The following is a 20,852-nucleotide window of genomic DNA, read 5'->3' as shown; positions in this document are numbered from 1 at the left end:
TAAGAGAGTAAGGAGAAAGAATGACCAAAATAGCAGTTCTTTCAGATATACATGGAAATACGACAGCTCTGGAAGCTGTACTGGCTGATGCAAGAACGGCAAAGGTAGACGAGTACTGGCTTTTGGGAGATATTCTCATGCCTGGAACAGGACGTAGAAGGATATTGGATCTCTTAGCTAGCTTGCCCATCACTGCGAGAGTGCTGGGAAATTGGGAGAATAGTCTCTGGCTTGGACTACATCGTAAGTTAGATCCTACAAAAGCGAGTCATCGTTATCTGCTGCGCCAAAGTCAGTACATCTTAGAAGAAATTAGCCCTAAAGAAATCGAAGACTTCCACGATCAACCCATGCAAGTTCATCGTCAGTTTGGTGATTTGACGGTAGGAATCACTCACCATCTCCCTGATAAAAACTGGGGTAGAGAATTGATCCATACGGGAAAACAAGAAGATTTTGATAGATTGGTGACGAATCCACACGCCTCTATCGCAGTATATGGACATATCCATCAACAGTTGCTTCGCTATGGAAGTGACGGACAGTTGATTCTTAATCCAGGTTCGATTGGACAACCCTTCTTTTTAGATGCGAATCTGCGTAAGGACCTGCGGGCTCAGTATATGATCTTAGAGTTTGATGAATCTGGTTTGTCTGATGTTGATTTTCGTCGAGTGGATTATGATGTAGAAGCTGAATTGCAGCTGGCTAAGGATTTGAAGCTCCCCTATTTCCAGGTCTACTATGAAAGTTTGGTAAATGGGATTCACCATACTCATAACCATGAATTGTTAGGTCAGATTAGTGAACAAGAAGGTTATGACCAGGATGTTGAACTCTGGATGGAAAGAGACAAGAAAGATTGGTTTTAAGAGGATTTCTATCTAGAAATCAGATAGTCTAGGAACTGTTGTTTTCCGATAAGTCGAACTGGATACGAATTGACGGCTTCTCAAATTTATGTTAGAATAACGGAATATAACTAATTTGAATCTCATACTAATTGATATTCAAAATAAGAGGAGACAGATAATGAAACCAGAAGAGTTACACGCTATTGCCTCGGAGTTGGGCTTGCAATTTGACGAAGATTCGCGTAGTATTTATGGCACGCAGTCAGGCTATTTACTTTTCCTGCAAGAAACTGACGTGAAAAATCAGTTTCGACTTTGTGTCAGTGTGAGTTTGAATGGCAATCCTGCGGATTCAGAAGAAAACGAATTGGTTTGGGATGAGTTTAAGAGTGAATCTCTTCCAAACTTGTCAACCTTGTCTATCAACCAGTATCTTGTTTCTTTTGTCGTAAAAGGTGCCATGCGCAAATCAAAAACAATTGAAAAGTTACAGACGCTCATAACAGACCTCGTTGCATTCCTTGAAACCCATCATTTCGTCCAAGTGTGTGCCTATAGCGGTCAGGAGGGTCCCGTTGGTCTCTATCAATTAGGTGATTCAATTTTCCTTATCAACGAGGAAAGCTATCAATTGCTGAAGAGCAATCTTCAGATTGAGGTAGATTCTTATCAAAATCAAAAGGAAAATGTTCTTCTTGGAGCAGTTGGTGCCTTGCTGGGAGCCTTGATTGGTGGAGCAGTTGCTCTATTTATCGCACGTCTAGGTTATGTAGCTATGGTAGCGGGTGTTGTTCTGGGGATTTGTACCATTAAAGGATATGAAATCCTTGGAAGAAAGGTATCTCGAAAGGGGATTGTGATTTCCTCTATTTGGATGGTGATTACTGTCTTTCTAGTGAATCAAATTGATTTGGCGATGGAAGTCGTTGCCAAACTAGGGGTTGAGTTTGCCTTTGCTTTCCGAGTGGTGAATCAATTAATCTTTAGCGGTGATTTCCCAGATAACTATTTTTATAATCTAGCTATGTTAGCTGTGTTTACCTTAGTTGGTGCTGGGGTGTCTATCAGCTCAGTCTGGTCAAGTCATAAAACAAAAGGGATTGTCCGTAAAATTGCATAAAAAAATAAGTCTTTGTATGTCCTCCACCGTTCTGGTTGCCAAGAGGGATACAGGACTTTTTGCATGGGGAAGGTAATCATTCGTTAATATTTGACAGGAAAACCAAAAACGGTATAATGTTTATACGGGAAAAGATGAATAAAATATCAATGAAAGGAGAAGAAGATGCAAATTTCAAGCCGATTTACAATTGCGACTCATATGATGATTATTATTGCAATGCAGGATACAGAAAGTAAAGTAACCAGCGATTTTCTTGCGGCCAGTGTCGGAGTCAATCCAGTCATTATCCGTAAGACTTTATCGCAACTCAAAAAAGCAGGGTTGATCTCAGTTGCTCGTGGTACGGGAGGAACTGAGATAATAAAAGACCTTCAAGAGATCAGTTTGTTGGATGTCTACCAAGCTGTAGAGTGTTTAGGAAAATCCGGCAAGCTCTTTAGTTTCCATGACAATCCAAATCCTAATTGCCCAATTGGTGCGAATATCCATGCGGTCTTGGACCAAAAGTTGTTTGATGTTCAAGCAGCTATGGAAAACCAACTGCGTCAGACAAGCCTGGCTCAGGTTGTAGCCGATGCTCAGAATAAACTGTCTAAGTAAGAGGACTAAGGTTCTCTTTTTCTATTGCCATAATTATGGTACAATGTAGTCATCAAAGGAGGAGACTATGTACTTTATCACAGGATTTTTTGTCCTACTTTTTCTCGTTTCGTTTTTAAGGGACAATCGCAGTCTCTGGAATCCAGCTCTCTTGCTTTTGTCTCTGCTCTTTTCTTATATGTCCATTGCCAATCTTTTTTACGAAGCTGGGCAGAAAGAAGTGCACATGGTTTTCTTTGCAGGGATTTTTCTCCTGCTGCCTCTTTTAGTTTTTCTAAGTGGTTTTTTCCTTATTTATAATGGATTTGTGTTATTGAAAAAAGAAGGAAAATCCAAGGCAAATTATTTGTCTCTAGGATTAGGCTGCGTGATTCTATTCTTTTTTGTGATCATGGCGATTCGAGTGAGCGATACCAAGGGCTTGTTTTACACCAATCATCTAGTGAATATTATCTTTTTCTTTTTGATTTATTCGTATTTGATTTTTGGTTTTGCCTTTGCAGGATTTCTGCTTTATTCCATTCTGTATCTTTTCATTCCTAAGAAAAAATATTATGATTTTATCATCATTCACGGAGCAGGCTTGTTGAATGGAGAAAAAGTCACTCCCTTACTGAAGAGTCGCATTGACAAAGCAGTAGAAGCTTATCACCAGTCTCTCAATCCCAATGTTAAAATCATCTCAAGTGGTGGTCAAGGTGGGGATGAGAAGATTTCCGAGGCTCAGGCAATTTGTAATTATTTGCTGGAAGAGACGGATGTTCCGAGAGAAGCGATTCTCCTAGAGGAAGACTCAACGACGACCTATGAGAATCTTCTCTTCTCAAAAGAAATGGGAGAGAAGCTGGTGGCCAGTCCACGTTTTCTCTTTGTGACCAATGATTACCATGTTTTTCGTACCAGTACCTATGCTCGCCGTATTGGGATGAAGGGAGATGGTCTTGGTTGCCGTACAGCCGCCTACTATATCCCATCGGCCTTTATCAGAGAATACATTGCTCTATGTGTGAAGATGAGATGGCTTTTTCTCGCCTTCTATATTTTATTAATTTTAGCTCTGATTTTCTCTTATAGAGGTATTTTATGGTAATATGTAAAATTCATATTGTAATTCTTGTTAGAATCTCTAAAAAATCTTGTAGTAACCCTAAGGGAAAAATTGTCACTAGTAATGAAAGAGCAGGGTAAGTGATTGTGAGTGCGGTTTTTGGAACGGCTTCATGATTGCTCGTCAATCAATTGAACAATTTCTAACCTAGTTGCAGATTTTCAGAGAGAGTCAAAAATAGGCAACTGAATATGAGTAGACTAGAATTTTACAGTCAACGACAAATAAAAATGTGAACAGCAACAGAGGTTCACATTTTCTTTTTGGTCTATGGCAAAATGGCCTTTAGTTCCTTCAGGATAGTTTGCAAGGTTACGATCGCTTGTTCTCCTTGTTGTGGTTGGTAGAGTAGTTGGAAATACTTGCGAATAGTTTCTTCAAATTGCTTAGGGAGGAGAGTACAATGGGTATTTGCGTACTCCAACATTCGTTTTTCACCAGGATGGGTTTGCTCATTGAGCGCAAATAACAAGTCAAAATAGGAAGCGAAAAATTCACTCGTACGATGATTCATGCTGAGAAGATCTTGACGCTTGATAGCTTTTTCTATTTGGTGAGAGAAGGCAGGCATGGCTTGTTCTAGCAAAAGAAGTTGCCTTTCGATGATATGCTTTTTGAGTTCCGGTGGATAGGGAATCTGGTAAGTCTTTTGGAGAGAAGCATAGTGTCCATTCGGGTCGTATAAAATCTTGCTGTGGAGTAGATTGTGCCACATACAGGTTGTATAAGAGTTTTGGGCTTGATGCTGAAAAACGGTTGAGTTCAATTCCTGTTCAAACGACTCCATCGAACGATAAATCAACTCGATTTCGATACCGTTGTTTAGTACACAGTCGTCCTCTAACTCCCAAAACTGGTTTCCAATTTCCATATAGGAGCAGTATTTACTCAAAATTTTGAGGCGAGTCGCCTCATCAATAGAAGAGTTGAGATAGACATAAACGTCATAGTCAGAATTTTGATCATAGTTTTGTCCTGCACGAGAGCCACCAAGAGCGATCGCTTCTACTTGTTCCAGTTGAGAGAATTCTTTGCAAAGTTCGTGGATCATGATTTTTCTCCTTGCTTTATGGTTTTAAAGTCATTTTACCAAAAAGTAAAACGTTTGCATAGCATTGAGTTACTCTTTTCCATTTATAGCAAAAAATGTGAACCCTTGTTTTGAGTTCACATTTCTTTTTTTATTCTGCAGCTTGTTGCCAACGTTTTGCTAGCTTATGAGAAAGGCTGGAAATAGCAAAGTTAAAGATAAAGTAAATCAAGGCAATCAGGATATACAGACTGAAGACCTGCTCTGGTTCGAAATAGCGTCCCATGAGAATTTGGCTAGCGCCAAAGAGTTCTTGTAGAGCGATAACAGAGTAGAGAAGGCTGGTATCCTTAATTACAGTTACAAACTGAGAAATGATGGCTGGCAGCATTTTACGGATTGCTTGTGGGAGAATGATGTAGTAGAGGATTTGGGCTGAAGTGAATCCTTGCGACATTCCTGCTTCGTACTGGCCCTTGTCCACGGCATTGAGGCCACCTCGGATAATCTCAGCCAAGGCTGCTGAGGTAAAGAGGGTAAAGGCGGTAATGCCAGCTGGTGTCGACTTCATCTTGAAAACCAAAAAGATGGTGAAAATCCAGAGAAGGTTGGGAACGTTACGTACAAACTCGATATAAATGCTGGAGATGATCCGTAAAACAGGATTTTTTCCATTTCTCATAACCGCAAGTACCGTCCCGATCAGGGTAGAGAGGACAATGGCAATCAGAGAAATATAGAGGGTCAAGCCAAATCCTTTAAAGATAAAGGCTAGGTTATCTGGGGTCAAAACTTCTAAAATAGATTCCATAGTAACCTCCTAAAGTGAATAGGCTTTTTTATTGGCTTGCTCCATCTTGCGCCCAAACTGAGCAACAGGGAAGCATAGGGCAAAGTAGAGTAGGGCAGCACCTAGAAATGCAGGGATGTAGTTTCCGTTGAGAGCTGACCAAGACTTGGTCACAAACATCAAGTCTACTCCAGAGATGATAGCTACGGTAGAGGTATTCTTGATGAGGTTAACAATTTGGTTGGTCAATGGAGGGAGAATGATACGGAAGGCCTGAGGCAAGATAATCAAGCGCATGGCACTGATATAGGTAAAACCTTGCGACAAGGCGGCCTCCATCTGACCGCTAGGAATAGACTGAATCCCTGAACGAATAACCTCCGCAATATAGGCACCGTGATAGAGTCCCACACAAAGTACAGCTGTCCAATAAATCGGAATCATGATGGTATGGTCACTGATAAGAGGCAAACCATAAAAGACGATGACAAACTGCACCAAGAGGGGAGTATTTTGGTAAAATTCGACAAAGATACGAGCCAAAACACGCAAGAATGGGCGTTTGCTAGTTGACATGGCTCCAAAGAAGATGCCCAAAACCATGGCGAGGATAAAGGAACCAACCGCTAGGGCAAGGGTGAAGAGGAAACCATTGAAAAATTGTCCAAAATCCTGAAAATAGGCTGTCCAAGATGATAAATCTGTCATGGGGTGTCCTCCTTAATCTGCGGTATGGCTAGATGGTTTGAGCTTGTAACGGTCATAAAGTTTCTGCAAACTACCGTCCTTGGTCCATTTAGTGACCAAGCTATCAAGATAGTTGTTTAGCTCGGTATTTGATTTCTTGGTGACGATACCGTAGTCAGATGGCTTGAAACTATCATCTAGTAGTTCTGTCCGTTTACTAATGTAGCCTGACAGGATAGAGCGGTCCACGGAAAAGGCATCAATACGGTGAGCGTGAAGGGAAGTAATCAATTCTGGGTAAGAACCAAGCTCAACGAATTTAAAGGTTAGACCTTTCTTTTTACCCAATTCAGTAATCAGGCGTTGGGTGATGGAACCTTGGGCAACTCCGATCGTTTTACCGTTTAGATCTTCAATGCTTTTAATGTTGGCAGATTTGTTGACCAAAAAGCCAGAAGCGTCCGTGTAGTAGGGACTGGTGAAGTTGTATAATTTTTTACGCTCGTCTGTGATGGTGAAGGTTGCGATATCCATGTCGACCTGTTCGTTGTCTAGTAGTGGTCCGCGGGTTTGAGCGGTAACAGGCACATAGCGAATCTTGACCTTGAGTTCATCCGCAATCATCTTGGCCAAGTCCGTTTCGATACCAGAATAAGTACCGGTCTTGGGGTCCTTGTAGCCAAAATTGGGAACGTCTTGTTTGACACCGACAACTAGTTCGCCTCTTTTTTGAATGTCTGCGACACTGGTATCAGCCTGGACTGGTTTGGCAGCAGCAAGGCTGAAAAGGCTAATCAATAATGCGGATAAAAAGAATTTCTTTTTCATAGGCGCCTCCTTATTTGACTTTGTCACTTTCGTGGTTGATAATTTTGCTGAGGAATTGTTGGGCACGAGATTCGCTTGGGTTGTCAAAAAAGTCATCGACATCTGTCGTATCCACCAAAACTTCTCCGTCTGCCATAAAGATGATGCGGTCCGCAACCTCTCGAGCAAAGCCCATTTCGTGGGTAACGATGATCATGTTCATCCCATCATGCGCCAGTTTTTGCATAACGGCTAGAACATCTCCGATAGTCTCAGGATCAAGAGCAGATGTTGGCTCATCAAAGAGGAGGAGTTCCGGATGCATGGCAAGACCACGAGCAATGGCAATCCGCTGTTTTTGTCCACCAGATAGCATGGCCGGATAGGAATCTTTCTTGTCCCACATGTTTACAAATTCCAGATATTTTTGGGCTGTTTTTTCAGCTTCTTTTTTATCAATTCCTAGAACTTTTATGGGTGCGAGTGTTACATTTTCTAACACTGTTTTGTGTGGATAAAGGTTAAAATGTTGAAAAACCATGCCGACTTCCTTACGAAGAGGAACTAAATCTTTCTGGCTAGCACCTGCTACTTGGTGTCCATTGACTAGGAGACTTCCTTTGTCAACAGCCTCTAAACCATTGATCGTACGGATAAGAGTGGACTTCCCAGAACCAGAAGGTCCAAGCAGGACAACAACTTGTCCTTTTTCAAAACGGAGATTGATGTCGCGGAGTGCGTGATAGTCTCCGTAATATTTTTCGACGTTTTTAAATTCTACTAAAGCCATGAGAGATCTCCTTTGTGTTATATTTTATAACATGATTCTACACCAAAAGAATGTTCTTGTCAAATCATATCTGAAAAAAATTCACTAAAATGTTATAAAAAAGCAATCTGAATAGAGAAAATGCCTAAATCATGTTATAATGAAACGATAGAATTCTTAGAAAGAGTGGATGTCTTTTTGATAACTCCTACTTATGAATGGCAGTTTGCCCCGCAGGTTGAAGATGCGGATTTTACAAAGATAGCCAAGAAGGCTGGGCTGGGTCCTGAGGTGGCTCGCTTATTATTTGAAAGAGGGATTCAGGATGAAGAAAGTCTAAAGAAGTTTTTAGAACCTTCTTTAGAGGACTTACATGACCCCTATCTGCTCCATGATATGGACAAGGCAGTGGAACGGATTCGTCAGGCCATTGAAGAAGGGGAAAACATTCTCATCTATGGAGACTACGATGCGGATGGTATGACTTCAGCTTCGATTGTGAAGGAAAGTTTGGAACAGCTTGGTGCTGAGTGCCGTGTTTACCTACCCAATCGTTTTACCGATGGCTATGGTCCCAATGCCAGTGTTTATAAATACTTTATCGAGCAAGAGGGTATTTCCTTGATTGTGACAGTGGATAATGGGGTTGCGGGTCACGAAGCAATTGAACTGGCCCAGTCTATGGGAGTGGATGTCATTGTGACCGACCACCATTCCATGCCGGAAACCCTTCCTGATGCCTATGCGATTGTTCACCCTGAGCATCCAGATGCGGATTATCCCTTCAAATATTTGGCCGGATGCGGAGTGGCTTTCAAGCTAGCTTGCGCTCTTTTAGAAGAAGTGCAAGTGGAATTGCTTGATTTGGTCGCTATCGGTACCATTGCTGATATGGTGAGTTTGACGGATGAGAATCGCATTTTGGTCCAATATGGTCTGGAAATGTTGGGACATACCCAGCGCATTGGACTACAAGAAATGCTAGACATGGTTGGAATTGCTGCTAATGAAGTAACAGAAGAAACGGTTGGTTTCCAGATTGCCCCTCGTTTAAATGCCTTGGGGCGCTTGGATGATCCTAATCCTGCCATTGATTTGCTGACTGGATTTGACGACGAGGAAGCTCATGAGATTGCCCTCATGATTCACCAGAAAAATGAAGAGCGCAAGGAAATCGTTCAGTCAATCTATGAAGAAGCTAAGACCATGGTTGATCCTGAGAAAAAGGTCCAGGTTTTGGCCAAGGAAGGCTGGAATCCTGGCGTTCTGGGTATCGTTGCTGGTCGTTTGTTGGAAGAACTAGGGCAGACAGTCATCGTTCTTAATATAGAAGAAGGTCGCGCCAAGGGTAGTGCTCGTAGTGTGGAAGCGGTCGATATTTTTGAAGCTCTGGATCCCCATCGAGACCTCTTTATCGCCTTTGGCGGCCATGCTGGTGCAGCTGGAATGACGCTGGAAGTTGAGAAACTTTCAGATTTATCTCAGGTTTTAGAAGACTATGTCCGTGAAAAAGGTGCAGATGCTGGTGGCAAGAATAAGTTAAATCTAGATGAAGAGTTGGATTTGGAGACTCTTAGTTTAGAAACGGTTAAAAGCTTTGAACGCTTGGCACCCTTTGGGATGGATAATCAGAAACCTGTCTTTTATATCAAGGATTTTCATGTCGAAAGTGCCCGTACTATGGGAGCAGGCAATGCCCACCTCAAACTAAAAATTTCCAAGGGTGAGGCGAGTTTTGAGGTGGTGGCCTTCGGACAAGGTAGATGGGCGACAGAGTTTGCTCAAACCAAGAATTTAGAATTGGCAGTCACCCTGTCTGTCAACCAATGGAATGGCCAAACTGCCCTCCAGTTGATGATGGTGGATGCACGTGTGGAAGGTGTTCAACTCTTTAACATTCGTGGGAAGAATGCAGTCTTGCCAGAGGGAATTCCAGTCTTGGATTTCTCTGGAGAGGTGCCAGATTTAGCGACTAGTGAAGCGGTTGTTGTGAAAACCATTCCCGAGGATATTACTCTGCTGAAGGCCATTTTTCAGAAACAACATTTCTCTGCTGTCTATTTCAAAAATGACATTGACAAGGCCTACTATCTAACAGGTTATGGGACCAGAGAGCAGTTTGCAAAATTGTACAAGACTATTTACCAGTTCCCAGAGTTTGATATTCGCTACAAGCTTAAGGATTTGGCGACTTATCTCAATATCCAACAAATCTTACTTGTCAAGATGATCCAAGTATTTGAAGAGCTAGGTTTTGTGACGATCAAAGATGGTGTCATGACAGTCAATAAAGAAGCGCCGAAAAGGGAAATTGCTGAAAGTCAGATTTACCAAAATCTCAAACAAACCGTCAAAGACCAAGAAATGATGGCGCTGGGTACCGTGCAAGAAATGTATGACTTTTTAATGGAGTAATAGATAGAAAGGGACTGAGATGACCTATCTCGGTCTCTTTTTGTCGGATAAATGCTTGGTGTGGGAGTGGTTGATTGGATAGTCTTTTGGATGGTTTGCTGATGTAAAGGTTGGGGAAATGATTCATTTTTTTATTCTCTTCTATCACTTTATACGATGTCTGCTTTTAAACCTTATGTAGTAAAAGTATAAATATTTGTAACAGGACTAAAATATAACTCTAAACGAACTGACATGTAAATCAAGTATGATTTTCTTATCAAGAAAATATAAGGGGAATCTGGTTATGAAAAAAACAGTTACGAAACTGACTCTTGGTTTGACTTCTACCGCTATTTTGGCTACGGTTGGGGCTCAAACTGTTCATGCGAATTCTTACGTTGTTCAAGATGGTGATTCATTTTATGCCATTGCAACTGCAAACGGCATGGATCCGCATGAGTTGGCAGCTTTGAATGGAAAAACTATCTTTGACACCATCCACCCAGGCGATGTATTGGAAGTAAGTGGTTCCGCTCAGGCTAGCTCTACCTACAGTGCTCCAGCTAGCACTGCGAATGTGGTATCTGATACAGAAGATGTTGTCGAAAAGACTCCGACAAACTATGGAAACTCTTATCCTGTTGGTCAGTGTACATGGGGTGTGAAAGAATTGGCGCCTTGGGCTAGCAACTGGTGGGGAAATGCCAACACGTGGGCAATCTACGCGAGCGCTCAAGGCTATAAGACAGGAAGTGTTCCAGTAGTAGGAGCAATCGCCGTTTGGGATGGTGGTGAATATGGACACGTTGCTTATGTAACAGATGTTCAAAGTGAAAACTCTATCCAGGTATTGGAAGCAAACTACAGACGTCAAAAGCAGATTGCGAATTATCGTGGCTTCTTTAATCCACATGAATTTTTAGGTAACGTCACTTATATCTATCCAAACTAAAGATGATAAAAAGATTTAGAATTTCTAAGTCTTTTTTCTTTTTGAAAAAATTTCCTAACGTTATCCTCTATATTAATGGCTAATTTCTGAAATTTTTAGATTCTGTAGCGAACAGGAAATTCTCGCTTTTGGATGTAGATAAACCATGTCTTTGTAGAAAATAGTTCTCAAGTCGAGAGGTGAAGGGCAAGAATTTAACTTGTTTTGAACTAAAAGAGAAATTTAGAGTTCGAGAAAGGTATCTGAAATTAAATTGATTCAGAAAATCCATATTTTTGATGGTGCAATCCTTCCATTATCTTCGATGAAGCCTCCAAAAGAGAAGTCAAAGTTAAAGGATTCGATTCACAGTAGTGACTAATCTCTAGTTAAAAACCTATCTTCGTTTTGAAAATAATCAAAAAAATGGTATAATGGTAGGAAAAGATTCGGCTGGAAGTTTTAGAACTTTTAGAATAAGAGGGTAAATTCACCCTATAATCAAGATAAATGAAGTTTCGGAGGAAAAATGAGTAATATTAGTTTAACAACACTAGGTGGTGTACGAGAAAATGGGAAAAATATGTACATCGCTGAAATCGATGGTTCTATTTTTGTTTTGGATGCGGGGCTTAAATACCCTGAAAATGAACAACTAGGTGTTGATGTCGTCATTCCAAATATGGACTACCTTTTTGAAAATAGCGATCGTATCGCTGGGGTCTTCTTGACTCACGGACATGCGGATGCCATTGGTGCCCTGCCTTATCTTTTGGCAGAGGCTAAGGTGCCTGTGTTTGGTTCTGAGTTGACCATTGAGTTGGCCAAACTCTTTGTCAAAGGAAATGATACGGTTAAGAAATTCAATGACTTCCATGTGATTGATGAAGATACAGAGATAGACTTTGGAGGGACTGTGGTTTCCTTCTTCCGTACAACTCACTCTATCCCAGAAAGTTTGGGAATAGTCCTGAAAACAGCTGAAGGTAGCATTGTTTACACAGGTGACTTCAAGTTTGACCAGACAGCTAGTGAATCCTATGCGACGGATTTTGCTCGTTTGGCTGAAATCGGTCGTGATGGTGTTTTAGCGCTCCTCAGTGATTCAGCCAATGCAGACAGCAATATCCAGGTGGCGAGCGAGAGTGAAGTTGGAGAGGAAATTACCCAGACCATTGCAGACTGGGAAGGTCGTATCATCGTTGCCGCAGTTGCCAGCAACCTTTCTCGTATCCAGCAAGTTTTTGATGCTGCAGCAGATACAGGTCGCAGAGTTGTTTTGACTGGATTTGATATTGAAAATATCGTCCGCACTGCGATTCGACTCAAAAAATTGTCTCTAGCCAATGAAAGTCTCTTGATTAAACCAAAAGAAATGTCTCGTTTTGAAGACCATGAGTTGATTATCCTTGAGACTGGGCGTATGGGTGAGCCTATTAATGGACTTCGTAAGATGTCTATTGGTCGCCACCGCTATGTGGAAATCAAAGATGGGGACTTGGTTTATATCGTAACGACTCCATCTATCGCCAAAGAAGCCGTCATGGCGCGTGTGGAAAACATGATCTACCAAGCTGGTGGTGTGGTGAAACTCATTACCCAAAGCTTGCGAGTATCCGGACACGGGAATGCGCGTGATTTGCAGTTGATGATCAATCTTCTGCAGCCAAACTACCTCTTCCCTATCCAAGGGGAGTACCGTGAGTTAGATGCGCATGCCAAGGCTGCCATGGCGGTTGGAATGTTGCCAGAACGCATTTTCATCCCTAAAAAGGGAACGACCATGTCTTATGAACATGGAGACTTTGTTCCAGCTGGAGCAGTTTCTGCAGGTGATGTCTTGATTGACGGAAATGCCATCGGGGATGTTGGAAATGTCGTCCTTCGTGACCGTAAAGTCTTGTCAGAGGATGGAATCTTTATCGTGGCGATCACTGTCAACCGTCGTGAGAAGAAAATTGTGGCCAAGGCTCGCGTCCATACACGTGGATTTGTTTACCTCAAGAAGAGCCGCGATATTCTCCGTGAAAGTTCAGAATTAATTAACCAAACGGTAGAAGAGTATCTTCAAGGTGATGACTTTGACTGGGCAGATCTCAAAGGAAAGGTTCGCGACAATCTGACCAAGTACCTCTTTGATCAAACCAAGCGTCGTCCGGCAATCTTGCCAGTCGTGATGGAAGCAAAATAATAAGCAGAATACCTACAGAAAAAGTCGAAATTCGGCTTTTTCTTATAGAATAGTAAAAGGAGACAACCATGGCAGTTATGAATATTGAGTATTACTCAAAAGTTTTGGATATGGAGTGGGGCGTTACCGTACTCTATCCAGATGCTAGTCGGGTGACTGAACCAGATTGCACAGATATTCCTGTCCTTTATCTTTTGCACGGAATGTCAGGAAACCAAAATAGCTGGCTCAAACGTACCAATGTCGAGCGCTTGTTGCGTGGAACCAATCTCATTGTTATCATGCCCAATACTAGCAATGGCTGGTACACAGATACTCAGTATGGCTATAACTATTATACTGCTCTGGCAGAAGAGTTACCTCAGGTCATGAAACGTTTCTTCCCCAATATGACCAGCAAGCGAGAAAAAACTTTCATAGCAGGCCTATCCATGGGTGGATACGGTTCCTTCAAACTCGCTCTATCGACAAATCGTTTTTCTCATGCGGCTAGTTTTTCTGGTGCGCTCAGTTTTCAGGATTTTTCTCCTGAAAGTCAGGATTTGGGATCGCTTGCCTACTGGAGAGGAGTTTTTGGAGAGATTAAAGACTGGACAGCTAGTCCTCATTCGCTTGAAAGTATCGCTGCGAAATCGGATAAAAAAACCAAACTTTGGGTTTGGTGTGGCGAGCAAGACTATCTCTATTCAGCCAATAACCTCGCTGTAAAAAACCTCAAAAAGCTTGGTTTTAAAGTGACCTATAGTCATAGTCCTGGCACTCACGAGTGGTACTACTGGGAAAAACAATTGGAGCGTTTTTTAGCTACCTTACCAATTGACTTTGTCTTGGAAGAGCGCTTATCTTAGTTTTAGTTTTCTTTCAGTTTTATTGAGTAAAATAGAGAATCTATCTTGATTATGGGAGACCATCGATTTAAAGATAGATTCTTATTTTTATGAAAGGTGGAGCGTCATGTTCTGGATTATTCAATTATTTTTCCGATTTCTTTTGGGAATTTGGCGTTTCTTTTGGCGTCTGGTCTGGACCTTGGTTATCATTGTTCTCCTTGCTTTTGGAGTGCTATGGTATCTGACAGGTGATTTTCATTCTGCAGTCAATCAGATTGAAAAAATGAGCAAGATTGGTCAAGGTGGCTGGAACCAATGGAAGGAGACGGGAACACTGGAAGTCTTGTCTCAGACAGACAGTCACCAACATGCAGAAGGCAAGTGGGCTCAGGCATCAGCTCGCATCTATATTGAGCCTCAAATGGATGAGATCTTCCAAGGTGCCTATGCAGAAGCCATAAAAAACTGGAATCAAACGGGAGCTTTTACCTTTGAGGTGGTTGCGGATCCTAGCCAGGCAGATATTGTGGCAAGTGAGATGAATGATGGATCGACCGCTGTAGCAGGTCAAGCTGAGAGTCAAACCAATCTGTTGACCAATCAATTTATATCTGTAACGGTTCGCCTGAATCACTATTATCTATCCAATCCAAACTATGGATATTCTTATGAACGGATCGTGCACACGGCGGAGCACGAGCTGGGACATGCCATCGGATTGGATCACACCAACGAGACTTCTGTCATGCAGCCAGCAGGTTCCTACTATGGAATTCAGGCTCGGGATGTGAAAGCTGTTCAAGAATTCTATACCAGTAGCGACTAGATGAATCTAAAATAAAATCAAAGCTCCTCCATCAAGTGATCGGTGGGGCTTTTTGTTCGTCCTGTTACGGCCTTTTTGCTATAATGGAACTATGAACAACTTGATCAAATCAAAACTGGAGCTCTTGCCGACTAGCCCTGGTTGTTACATTCACAAAGATAAAAACGGCACTATCATTTATGTAGGAAAGGCTAAAAATCTGCGCAACCGCGTGCGGTCCTATTTCCGTGGCAGTCACGATACCAAGACGGAAGCTCTGGTATCTGAGATTGTGGATTTTGAATTTATCGTCACTGAGTCCAATATTGAGGCACTTCTCCTAGAAATCAACCTGATTAAGGAAAATAAGCCCAAGTACAATATCATGCTCAAGGATGATAAGTCCTATCCCTTCATCAAAATCACCAATGAGCGTTTTCCTCGCTTGATTATCACCCGTCAGGTCAAAAAGGACGGAGGTCTTTATTTTGGCCCTTATCCAGATGTGGGGGCAGCCAATGAAATCAAGAGACTATTGGACCGGATTTTTCCTTTTCGGAAATGTACCAACCCGCCGTCTAAGGTTTGTTTTTACTACCATATCGGCCAATGTATGGCCCACACCATCTGTCAGAAAGATGAGGCTTATTTCAAGTCCATGGCTCAGGAGGTTTCTGATTTCCTAAAAGGACAGGATGACAAAATCATCGATGACCTCAAGGGGAAGATGGCATCCGCAGCTCAAAGTATGGAGTTTGAACGTGCGGCGGAATACCGTGACCTGATTCAGGCGATTGGAACACTTCGGACCAAGCAAAGGGTCATGGCTAAAGATTTGCAAAATCGGGACGTCTTTGGCTACTATGTGGATAAGGGCTGGATGTGTGTTCAGGTTTTCTTTGTCCGTCAGGGAAAACTCATCGAGCGGGATGTCAATCTTTTCCCCTACTACAATGATCCAGATGAGGACTTCTTGACCTACGTGGGACAATTCTATCAAGAAAAATCTCACCTGGTTCCCAATGAAGTATTGATTCCGCAGGATATTGACGAAGAAGCCGTCAAGGCCTTGGTGGATACCAAGATTCTCAAACCCCAACGTGGGGAAAAAAAACAACTGGTCAATCTAGCCATCAAAAATGCCCGTGTTAGTCTGGAGCAGAAGTTCAATCTGCTAGAAAAATCAGTCGAAAAGACCCAAGGAGCTATTGAAAATCTGGGACGCTTGCTCCAAATCCCGACCCCAGTCCGTATCGAGTCCTTTGATAACTCTAATATCATGGGAACCAGTCCTGTTTCAGCTATGGTGGTCTTTGTCAATGGCAAACCGAGTAAAAAAGACTACCGAAAGTACAAGATAAAAACGGTTGTTGGCCCAGATGACTATGCTAGTATGCGAGAGGTTATTCGCAGACGTTATGGCCGAGTTCAACGTGATGGTTTAACCCCGCCAGATTTGATTGTGATTGATGGGGGACAAGGTCAAGTCAATATCGCAAAGCAAGTCATCCAAGAAGAGCTAGGTTTGGATATCCCAATTGCAGGTCTGCAAAAGAATGACAAGCACCAAACCCATGAACTGCTCTTTGGAGATCCACTGGAAGTGGTGGAGTTGTCTCGCAATTCTCAAGAATTCTTTCTCCTCCAACGCATCCAGGATGAGGTGCACCGCTTTGCTATCACCTTCCACCGCCAACTGCGCTCAAAAAATTCCTTTTCTTCACAACTGGATGGGATTGACGGTCTGGGACCTAAACGCAAACAGAATCTCATGAAGCATTTTAAATCTCTCACTAAAATCAAGGAAGCTAGTGTGGATGAAATTGTCGAAGTGGGTGTGCCAAGAGCAGTCGCAGAAGATGTGAAAAGAAAGTTGAACCCTCAGGAAGAAGTGGAATTGGCTCAAGTGGCGGAAGAAAGAGTGGACTACCAAACAAAAGGAGATTATGATGAACCATAAAATCGCAATTTTATCAGATATTCATGGAAATGTGACTGCCTTAGAAGCAGTGATTGCAGATGCTAAAGCACAAGGAGTCAGTGAATACTGGCTCATGGGAGACATTTTCCTCCCTGGTCCAGGTGCAAATGACTTGGTCGCTCTGTTAAAGGAACTTTCTATCACTACAAGTGTTCGAGGCAATTGGGATGATTGTGTCCTTGAGGCTTTAGATGGGCAATATGGCTTGGAAGACCCACAGGAAGTCCAGCTCTTGCGTATGACGCAGTATTTGATGGAGCGAATGGATCCTGCAACGATTGACTGGCTACGAAGCTTACCTATGCTAGAAAAGAGAGAAGTTGACGGACTGCGTTTTTCTCTTTCTCATAATTTGCCAAATAAGAACTATGGTGGTGACTTGCTAGTTGAGAATGATACAGAGAAATTTGACCAACTCCTAGATGATGAAGTTGATGTGGCAGTCTATGGTCATGTTCACAAGCAGTTGCTTCGTTATGGCAGTCAAGGGCAACAAATCATCAATCCAGGGTCGATTGGCATGCCCTATTTTAATTGGGAGGCGTTAAAAAATCACCGTGCTCAGTATGCTGTGATAGAAGTAGAATATGGGGAATTAGTAAACATTCTATTCCGAAAAGTTGCTTATGACTATGAAGCAGAGTTAGAATTGGCCAAGTCCAAGGGGCTTCCTTTTATCGAAATGTATGAAGAACTACGCCGAGATGACAACTATCGGGGGCACAATCTAGAACTCTTAGCTAGTTTAATTGAAAAGCATGGGTATGTTGAGGATGTGAAGAAATTTTTGGAGGCTATAAAGTCAGAATATAAGGTAGACTAGTTTCTTAAAACCCCTGAAAATTAGTTGGAACTGGATGAGGAAAAATCTGATTTTAATGATAAGTTTAAATCCAGGACTTCATCCGTGTTCCAATTTCTTTCTATGAAAAATCTCTGCAAGCTCTTTCAAAATATGGTAGAATGGATGCAGTAGAATTAGAAAAGGAAATCGATTATGAAATTTCTTGAATTAAATAAAAAACGTCATGCGACTAAGCATTTTACTGATAAACCGGTAGATCCCAAAGATGTGCGTACGGCTATCGAAATCGCAACCTTGGCCCCAAGTGCCCACAACAGCCAGCCATGGAAGTTTGTGGTTGTTCGTGAGAAAAATGCTGAATTGGCAAAATTGGCTTATGGTTCGAACTTTGAGCAGGTATCAGCAGCACCTGTAACCATTGCCTTGTTTACCGACACAGATTTGGCTAAACGTGCTCGTAAGATTGCCCGAGTTGGCGGCGCTAATAACTTCTCTGAAGAGCAACTTCAATATTTTATGAAGAATCTGCCAGCTGAATTTGCGCGTTACAGTGAACAACAAGTCAGCGACTACCTAGCCCTCAATGCAGGTTTGGTTGCCATGAACTTGGTTCTTGCTCTGACAGACCAAGGAATCGGTTCTAACATTATTCTTGGATTTGACAAATCAAAAGCCAACGAAGTTTTGGACATTGAAGACCGATTCCGTCCAGAACTCTTGATCACAGTTGGATACACAGATGAGAAATTGGAACCAAGCTACCGCTTGCCAGTAGATGAAATTATCGAGAAGAGATAGGAAGAAAAAATGACAGTTATTGATTTTACAGCAGAAGTAGAAAAACGCAAAGAAGACCTCTTGGCTGACTTGTTTAGCCTTTTGGAAATCAACTCAGAACGTGACGACAGCAAGGCGGACGCTCAGCATCCATTTGGACCTGGCCCAGTAAAAGCCTTGGAAAAATTCCTTGAAATCGCAGATCGTGATGGCTATCCAACTCAAAATGTTGATAACTATGCTGGACATTTTGAGTTTGGTGATGGAGAAGAAGTTCTTGGAATTTTTGCCCACATGGACGTGGTGCCTGCTGGTAGCGGTTGGGACACAGATCCTTACACACCAACTATCAAAGATGGTCGCCTTTATGCGCGTGGAGCTTCGGACGACAAGGGGCCTACAACAGCTTGTTACTATGGTTTGAAAATCATCAAAGAATTGGGCCTTCCAACTTCTAAGAAAGTTCGCTTTATCGTGGGAACTGATGAAGAATCAGGCTGGGCTGACATGGACTACTATTTTGACCATGTAGGACTAGCAAAACCAGACTTTGGTTTCTCTCCAGATGCTGAATTCCCAATCATCAACGGTGAAAAAGGAAATATCACTGAATATCTCCATTTTGCAGGTGAAAATACAGGCGCTGCCCGTCTTCACAGCTTCACAGGTGGGTTGCGTGAAAACATGGTACCAGAATCAGCAACAGCACTCGTTTCAGGTGACTTGGCTGACTTGCAAGGGAAACTAGATGACTTTGTTGCAGAACACAAACTCAGAGGAGAAATTCAAGAAGAAGCTGGCAAGTACAAGGTGACTGTGATTGGTAAATCAGCTCATGGTGCTATGCCTGCTTCAGGTGTCAATGGTGCGACCTATCTGGCCCTCTTCCTCAGTCAGTTTGACTTTGAAGGGTCTGCAAAAGACTACCTTAACATCGCTGGTAAGATTCTCTTGAACGACCACGAAGGTAAAAACTTGAAAGTTGCTCATGTAGATGAAAAGATGGGTGCCCTTTCTATGAATGCCGGTGTTTTCCGCTTTGATGAAACAAGTGCTGACAATACCATTGCCCTTAACTTCCGTTATCCAAAAGGAACAAGCCCAGAGCAAATCAAGTCAATCCTTGAAAACTTGCCAGTTGCTTCTGTTAGCCTTTCTGAACACGGTCACACCCCTCACTATGTGCCAATGGAAGATCCGCTTGTGCAAACCTTGTTGAATGTCTATGAGAAACAAACTGGTCTCCAAGGTCATGAGCAAGTCATCGGTGGTGGTACCTTTGGTCGTTTGCTAGAACGTGGGGTTGCCTACGGTGCTATGTTCCCAGATTCTATCGATACCATGCACCAAGCCAATGAATTTATCGCCTTAGAAGATCTCTTCCGAGCAGCAGCAATCTATGCAGAAGCTATTTATGAATTGATCAAATAAAACGATAGAAGTCTGAGATGTTATGCTTGGACTTCTTTTTGGAGGGAAAACAGATGTCTCAAATTGAAAGAATCAAGCAAGCCATTATGGCGGATCCACAAAATACCAGCTATACAGAACGCGGAATCGAACCTCTCTTTGCGGCGCCAAAGACAGCTCGCATCAATATTGTCGGTCAGGCTCCTGGACTTAAAACACAAGAAGCTGGGATTTATTGGAAGGATAAGAGTGGCGATCGCTTACGGGACTGGCTTGGTGTTGACGAAGACACCTTTTACAACTCAGGATACTTTGCAGTTCTGCCAATGGATTTTTACTTTCCAGGACATGGTAAGTCAGGCGACCTGCCACCTCGTACAGGTTTCGCAGAAAAATGGCATCCAGAGCTCTTGAAGGAATTGCCCGATATCCAATTAACTCTCTTGATTGGGCAATATGCCCAAGCCTATTATTTACAGGAGAAAATCAGTGGCAAGGTGACAGAGAGGGTAAAACATTACCAGAACTACTTACCAACCTATTTTCCACTAGTTCACCCCTCACCACGAAATCAAATCTGGATGGCTAAGAATCCTTGGTTTGAGTCAGAAGTGGTGCCCGATTTGAAAAAAAGAATTAAAACAATTTTAGGAGAAAAAGAATGAAAGAAATAGCCTTCGATGAATTTTACCAGCTTTACCAGAAAGGGTCCCTTTCCGTTTTAGATGTGAGAGAAGTAGAAGAGTTTGAGACGCTTCATTTAGAAGGTGTTCAGAATCTTCCGCTCAGTCAATTGGCTGATACTTATGATCAGTTGGATAAGGACCTCTTGCATTATGTCATTTGCAAATCTGGTATGAGATCAGCGCGTGCTTGTCAATTTCTAGCTGAACAGGGTTATGACGTTATCAATGTCCAAGGTGGAATGACGGCCTTTGAAAATCTTTAAACCTCTAT

Annotated in this window: 20 protein-coding genes; 15 read left to right on the top strand and 5 right to left on the bottom strand. The window is 42.3% G+C overall.

The features are described 5' to 3' along the window. Nucleotides 1-20 precede the first annotated feature (20 nt). From ADM50_RS05650 to ADM50_RS05635, 4 genes are all read left to right on the top strand, one after another. Complete coding sequence (locus tag ADM50_RS05650; protein ID WP_049484797.1) at nt 21-872, top strand: metallophosphoesterase family protein; 852 nt, start codon at nt 21-23, stop codon at nt 870-872. Between the two features lie 160 nt (nt 873-1,032). After that, nucleotides 1,033-1,974, top strand: coding sequence for a hypothetical protein (locus ADM50_RS05645; protein ID WP_049484796.1), 942 nt, complete (start codon nt 1,033-1,035; stop codon nt 1,972-1,974). Nucleotides 1,975-2,139: 165 nt separating this feature from the next. Further along, nucleotides 2,140-2,577: an Rrf2 family transcriptional regulator gene (locus tag ADM50_RS05640; protein WP_001167395.1), complete on the top strand. Its 438-nt coding sequence runs from the start codon at nt 2,140-2,142 to the stop codon at nt 2,575-2,577. Between the two features lie 67 nt (nt 2,578-2,644). Next, a complete protein-coding gene (locus tag ADM50_RS05635; RefSeq protein WP_049484795.1) occupies nt 2,645-3,667 on the top strand; it encodes a YdcF family protein in 1,023 nt (340 codons plus the stop codon). Nucleotides 3,668-3,953: 286 nt separating this feature from the next. On the opposite strand, the gene ADM50_RS05630 is transcribed toward ADM50_RS05635, so the two are convergent. The 5 genes from ADM50_RS05630 to ADM50_RS05610 all read right to left on the bottom strand — a co-directional run bounded on the left by ADM50_RS05630 (nt 3,954) and on the right by ADM50_RS05610 (nt 7,789). After that, the gene (locus ADM50_RS05630) at nt 3,954-4,736 is read right to left on the bottom strand and encodes a DUF4037 domain-containing protein (protein WP_049484794.1); all 783 of its coding nucleotides are present in this window, start codon (nt 4,734-4,736) and stop codon (nt 3,954-3,956) included. A gap of 130 nt (nt 4,737-4,866) precedes the next feature. Continuing rightward, a complete protein-coding gene (locus tag ADM50_RS05625; RefSeq protein ID WP_042902757.1) occupies nt 4,867-5,526 on the bottom strand; it encodes an amino acid ABC transporter permease in 660 nt (219 codons plus the stop codon). Between the two features lie 9 nt (nt 5,527-5,535). Continuing rightward, nucleotides 5,536-6,213, bottom strand: coding sequence for an amino acid ABC transporter permease (locus ADM50_RS05620; RefSeq protein ID WP_042768514.1), 678 nt, complete (start codon nt 6,211-6,213; stop codon nt 5,536-5,538). A gap of 12 nt (nt 6,214-6,225) precedes the next feature. Next, nucleotides 6,226-7,020, bottom strand: a complete 795-nt coding sequence (locus ADM50_RS05615; protein ID WP_080983072.1) for a transporter substrate-binding domain-containing protein — start codon at nt 7,018-7,020, stop codon at nt 6,226-6,228. Nucleotides 7,021-7,030: 10 nt separating this feature from the next. Beyond that, nucleotides 7,031-7,789 (bottom strand): amino acid ABC transporter ATP-binding protein, encoded by a 759-nt coding sequence (locus ADM50_RS05610; protein WP_042902755.1) that lies wholly within the window; start codon nt 7,787-7,789, stop codon nt 7,031-7,033. Nucleotides 7,790-7,966: 177 nt separating this feature from the next. Between ADM50_RS05610 and recJ the strand changes: the two genes are divergently transcribed. The 11 genes from recJ to ADM50_RS05555 all read left to right on the top strand — a co-directional run bounded on the left by recJ (nt 7,967) and on the right by ADM50_RS05555 (nt 20,844). After that, nucleotides 7,967-10,183 carry a single-stranded-DNA-specific exonuclease RecJ gene (gene recJ / locus ADM50_RS05605; RefSeq protein ID WP_042903095.1) on the top strand — a complete coding sequence of 739 codons (2,217 nt, stop codon included), beginning with the start codon at nt 7,967-7,969 and terminating at the stop codon, nt 10,181-10,183. Nucleotides 10,184-10,469: 286 nt separating this feature from the next. Further along, complete coding sequence (locus tag ADM50_RS05600) at nt 10,470-11,117, top strand: COG3942 and LysM peptidoglycan-binding domain-containing protein (RefSeq protein WP_000754477.1); 648 nt, start codon at nt 10,470-10,472, stop codon at nt 11,115-11,117. A 508-nt stretch (nt 11,118-11,625) separates the two neighbouring features. Further along, on the top strand, nt 11,626-13,287 hold the full coding sequence (locus ADM50_RS05595; protein ID WP_049484793.1) for a ribonuclease J: 1,662 nt from the start codon (nt 11,626-11,628) through the stop codon (nt 13,285-13,287). 68 nt (nt 13,288-13,355) lie between these two features. Next, a complete protein-coding gene (locus tag ADM50_RS05590) occupies nt 13,356-14,135 on the top strand; it encodes an alpha/beta hydrolase (RefSeq protein ID WP_049484792.1) in 780 nt (259 codons plus the stop codon). A gap of 106 nt (nt 14,136-14,241) precedes the next feature. Further along, nucleotides 14,242-14,943 carry a M57 family metalloprotease gene (locus ADM50_RS05585; protein WP_049484791.1) on the top strand — a complete coding sequence of 234 codons (702 nt, stop codon included), beginning with the start codon at nt 14,242-14,244 and terminating at the stop codon, nt 14,941-14,943. A gap of 91 nt (nt 14,944-15,034) precedes the next feature. Then, nucleotides 15,035-16,882, top strand: coding sequence for an excinuclease ABC subunit UvrC (gene uvrC, locus ADM50_RS05580; RefSeq protein ID WP_049484790.1), 1,848 nt, complete (start codon nt 15,035-15,037; stop codon nt 16,880-16,882). Then, the gene (locus ADM50_RS05575; RefSeq protein WP_001015771.1) at nt 16,872-17,726 is read left to right on the top strand and encodes a metallophosphoesterase family protein; all 855 of its coding nucleotides are present in this window, start codon (nt 16,872-16,874) and stop codon (nt 17,724-17,726) included. Before uvrC ends, ADM50_RS05575 begins: the two co-directional genes overlap by 11 nt. A gap of 174 nt (nt 17,727-17,900) precedes the next feature. Beyond that, nucleotides 17,901-18,506: a nitroreductase family protein gene (locus ADM50_RS05570; protein ID WP_000670151.1), complete on the top strand. Its 606-nt coding sequence runs from the start codon at nt 17,901-17,903 to the stop codon at nt 18,504-18,506. Between the two features lie 9 nt (nt 18,507-18,515). Further along, entirely contained in the window at nt 18,516-19,916 is a 1,401-nt protein-coding gene (gene pepV / locus ADM50_RS05565) for a dipeptidase PepV (protein WP_049484789.1), read from the top strand. Between the two features lie 53 nt (nt 19,917-19,969). After that, nucleotides 19,970-20,560 carry a uracil-DNA glycosylase family protein gene (locus ADM50_RS05560; RefSeq protein WP_000078134.1) on the top strand — a complete coding sequence of 197 codons (591 nt, stop codon included), beginning with the start codon at nt 19,970-19,972 and terminating at the stop codon, nt 20,558-20,560. After that, a complete protein-coding gene (locus tag ADM50_RS05555) occupies nt 20,557-20,844 on the top strand; it encodes a rhodanese-like domain-containing protein (RefSeq protein ID WP_049484788.1) in 288 nt (95 codons plus the stop codon). The genes ADM50_RS05560 and ADM50_RS05555 overlap by 4 nt, the downstream gene beginning before the upstream one ends. Nucleotides 20,845-20,852: the final 8 nt, after the last annotated feature.

This window comes from Streptococcus oralis (assembly GCF_001075675.1).
In the GTDB taxonomy this organism is placed as follows: Bacteria; Bacillota; Bacilli; order Lactobacillales; family Streptococcaceae; genus Streptococcus; species Streptococcus oralis_V.
This window is presented reverse-complemented; position numbering and strand designations above follow the sequence as displayed.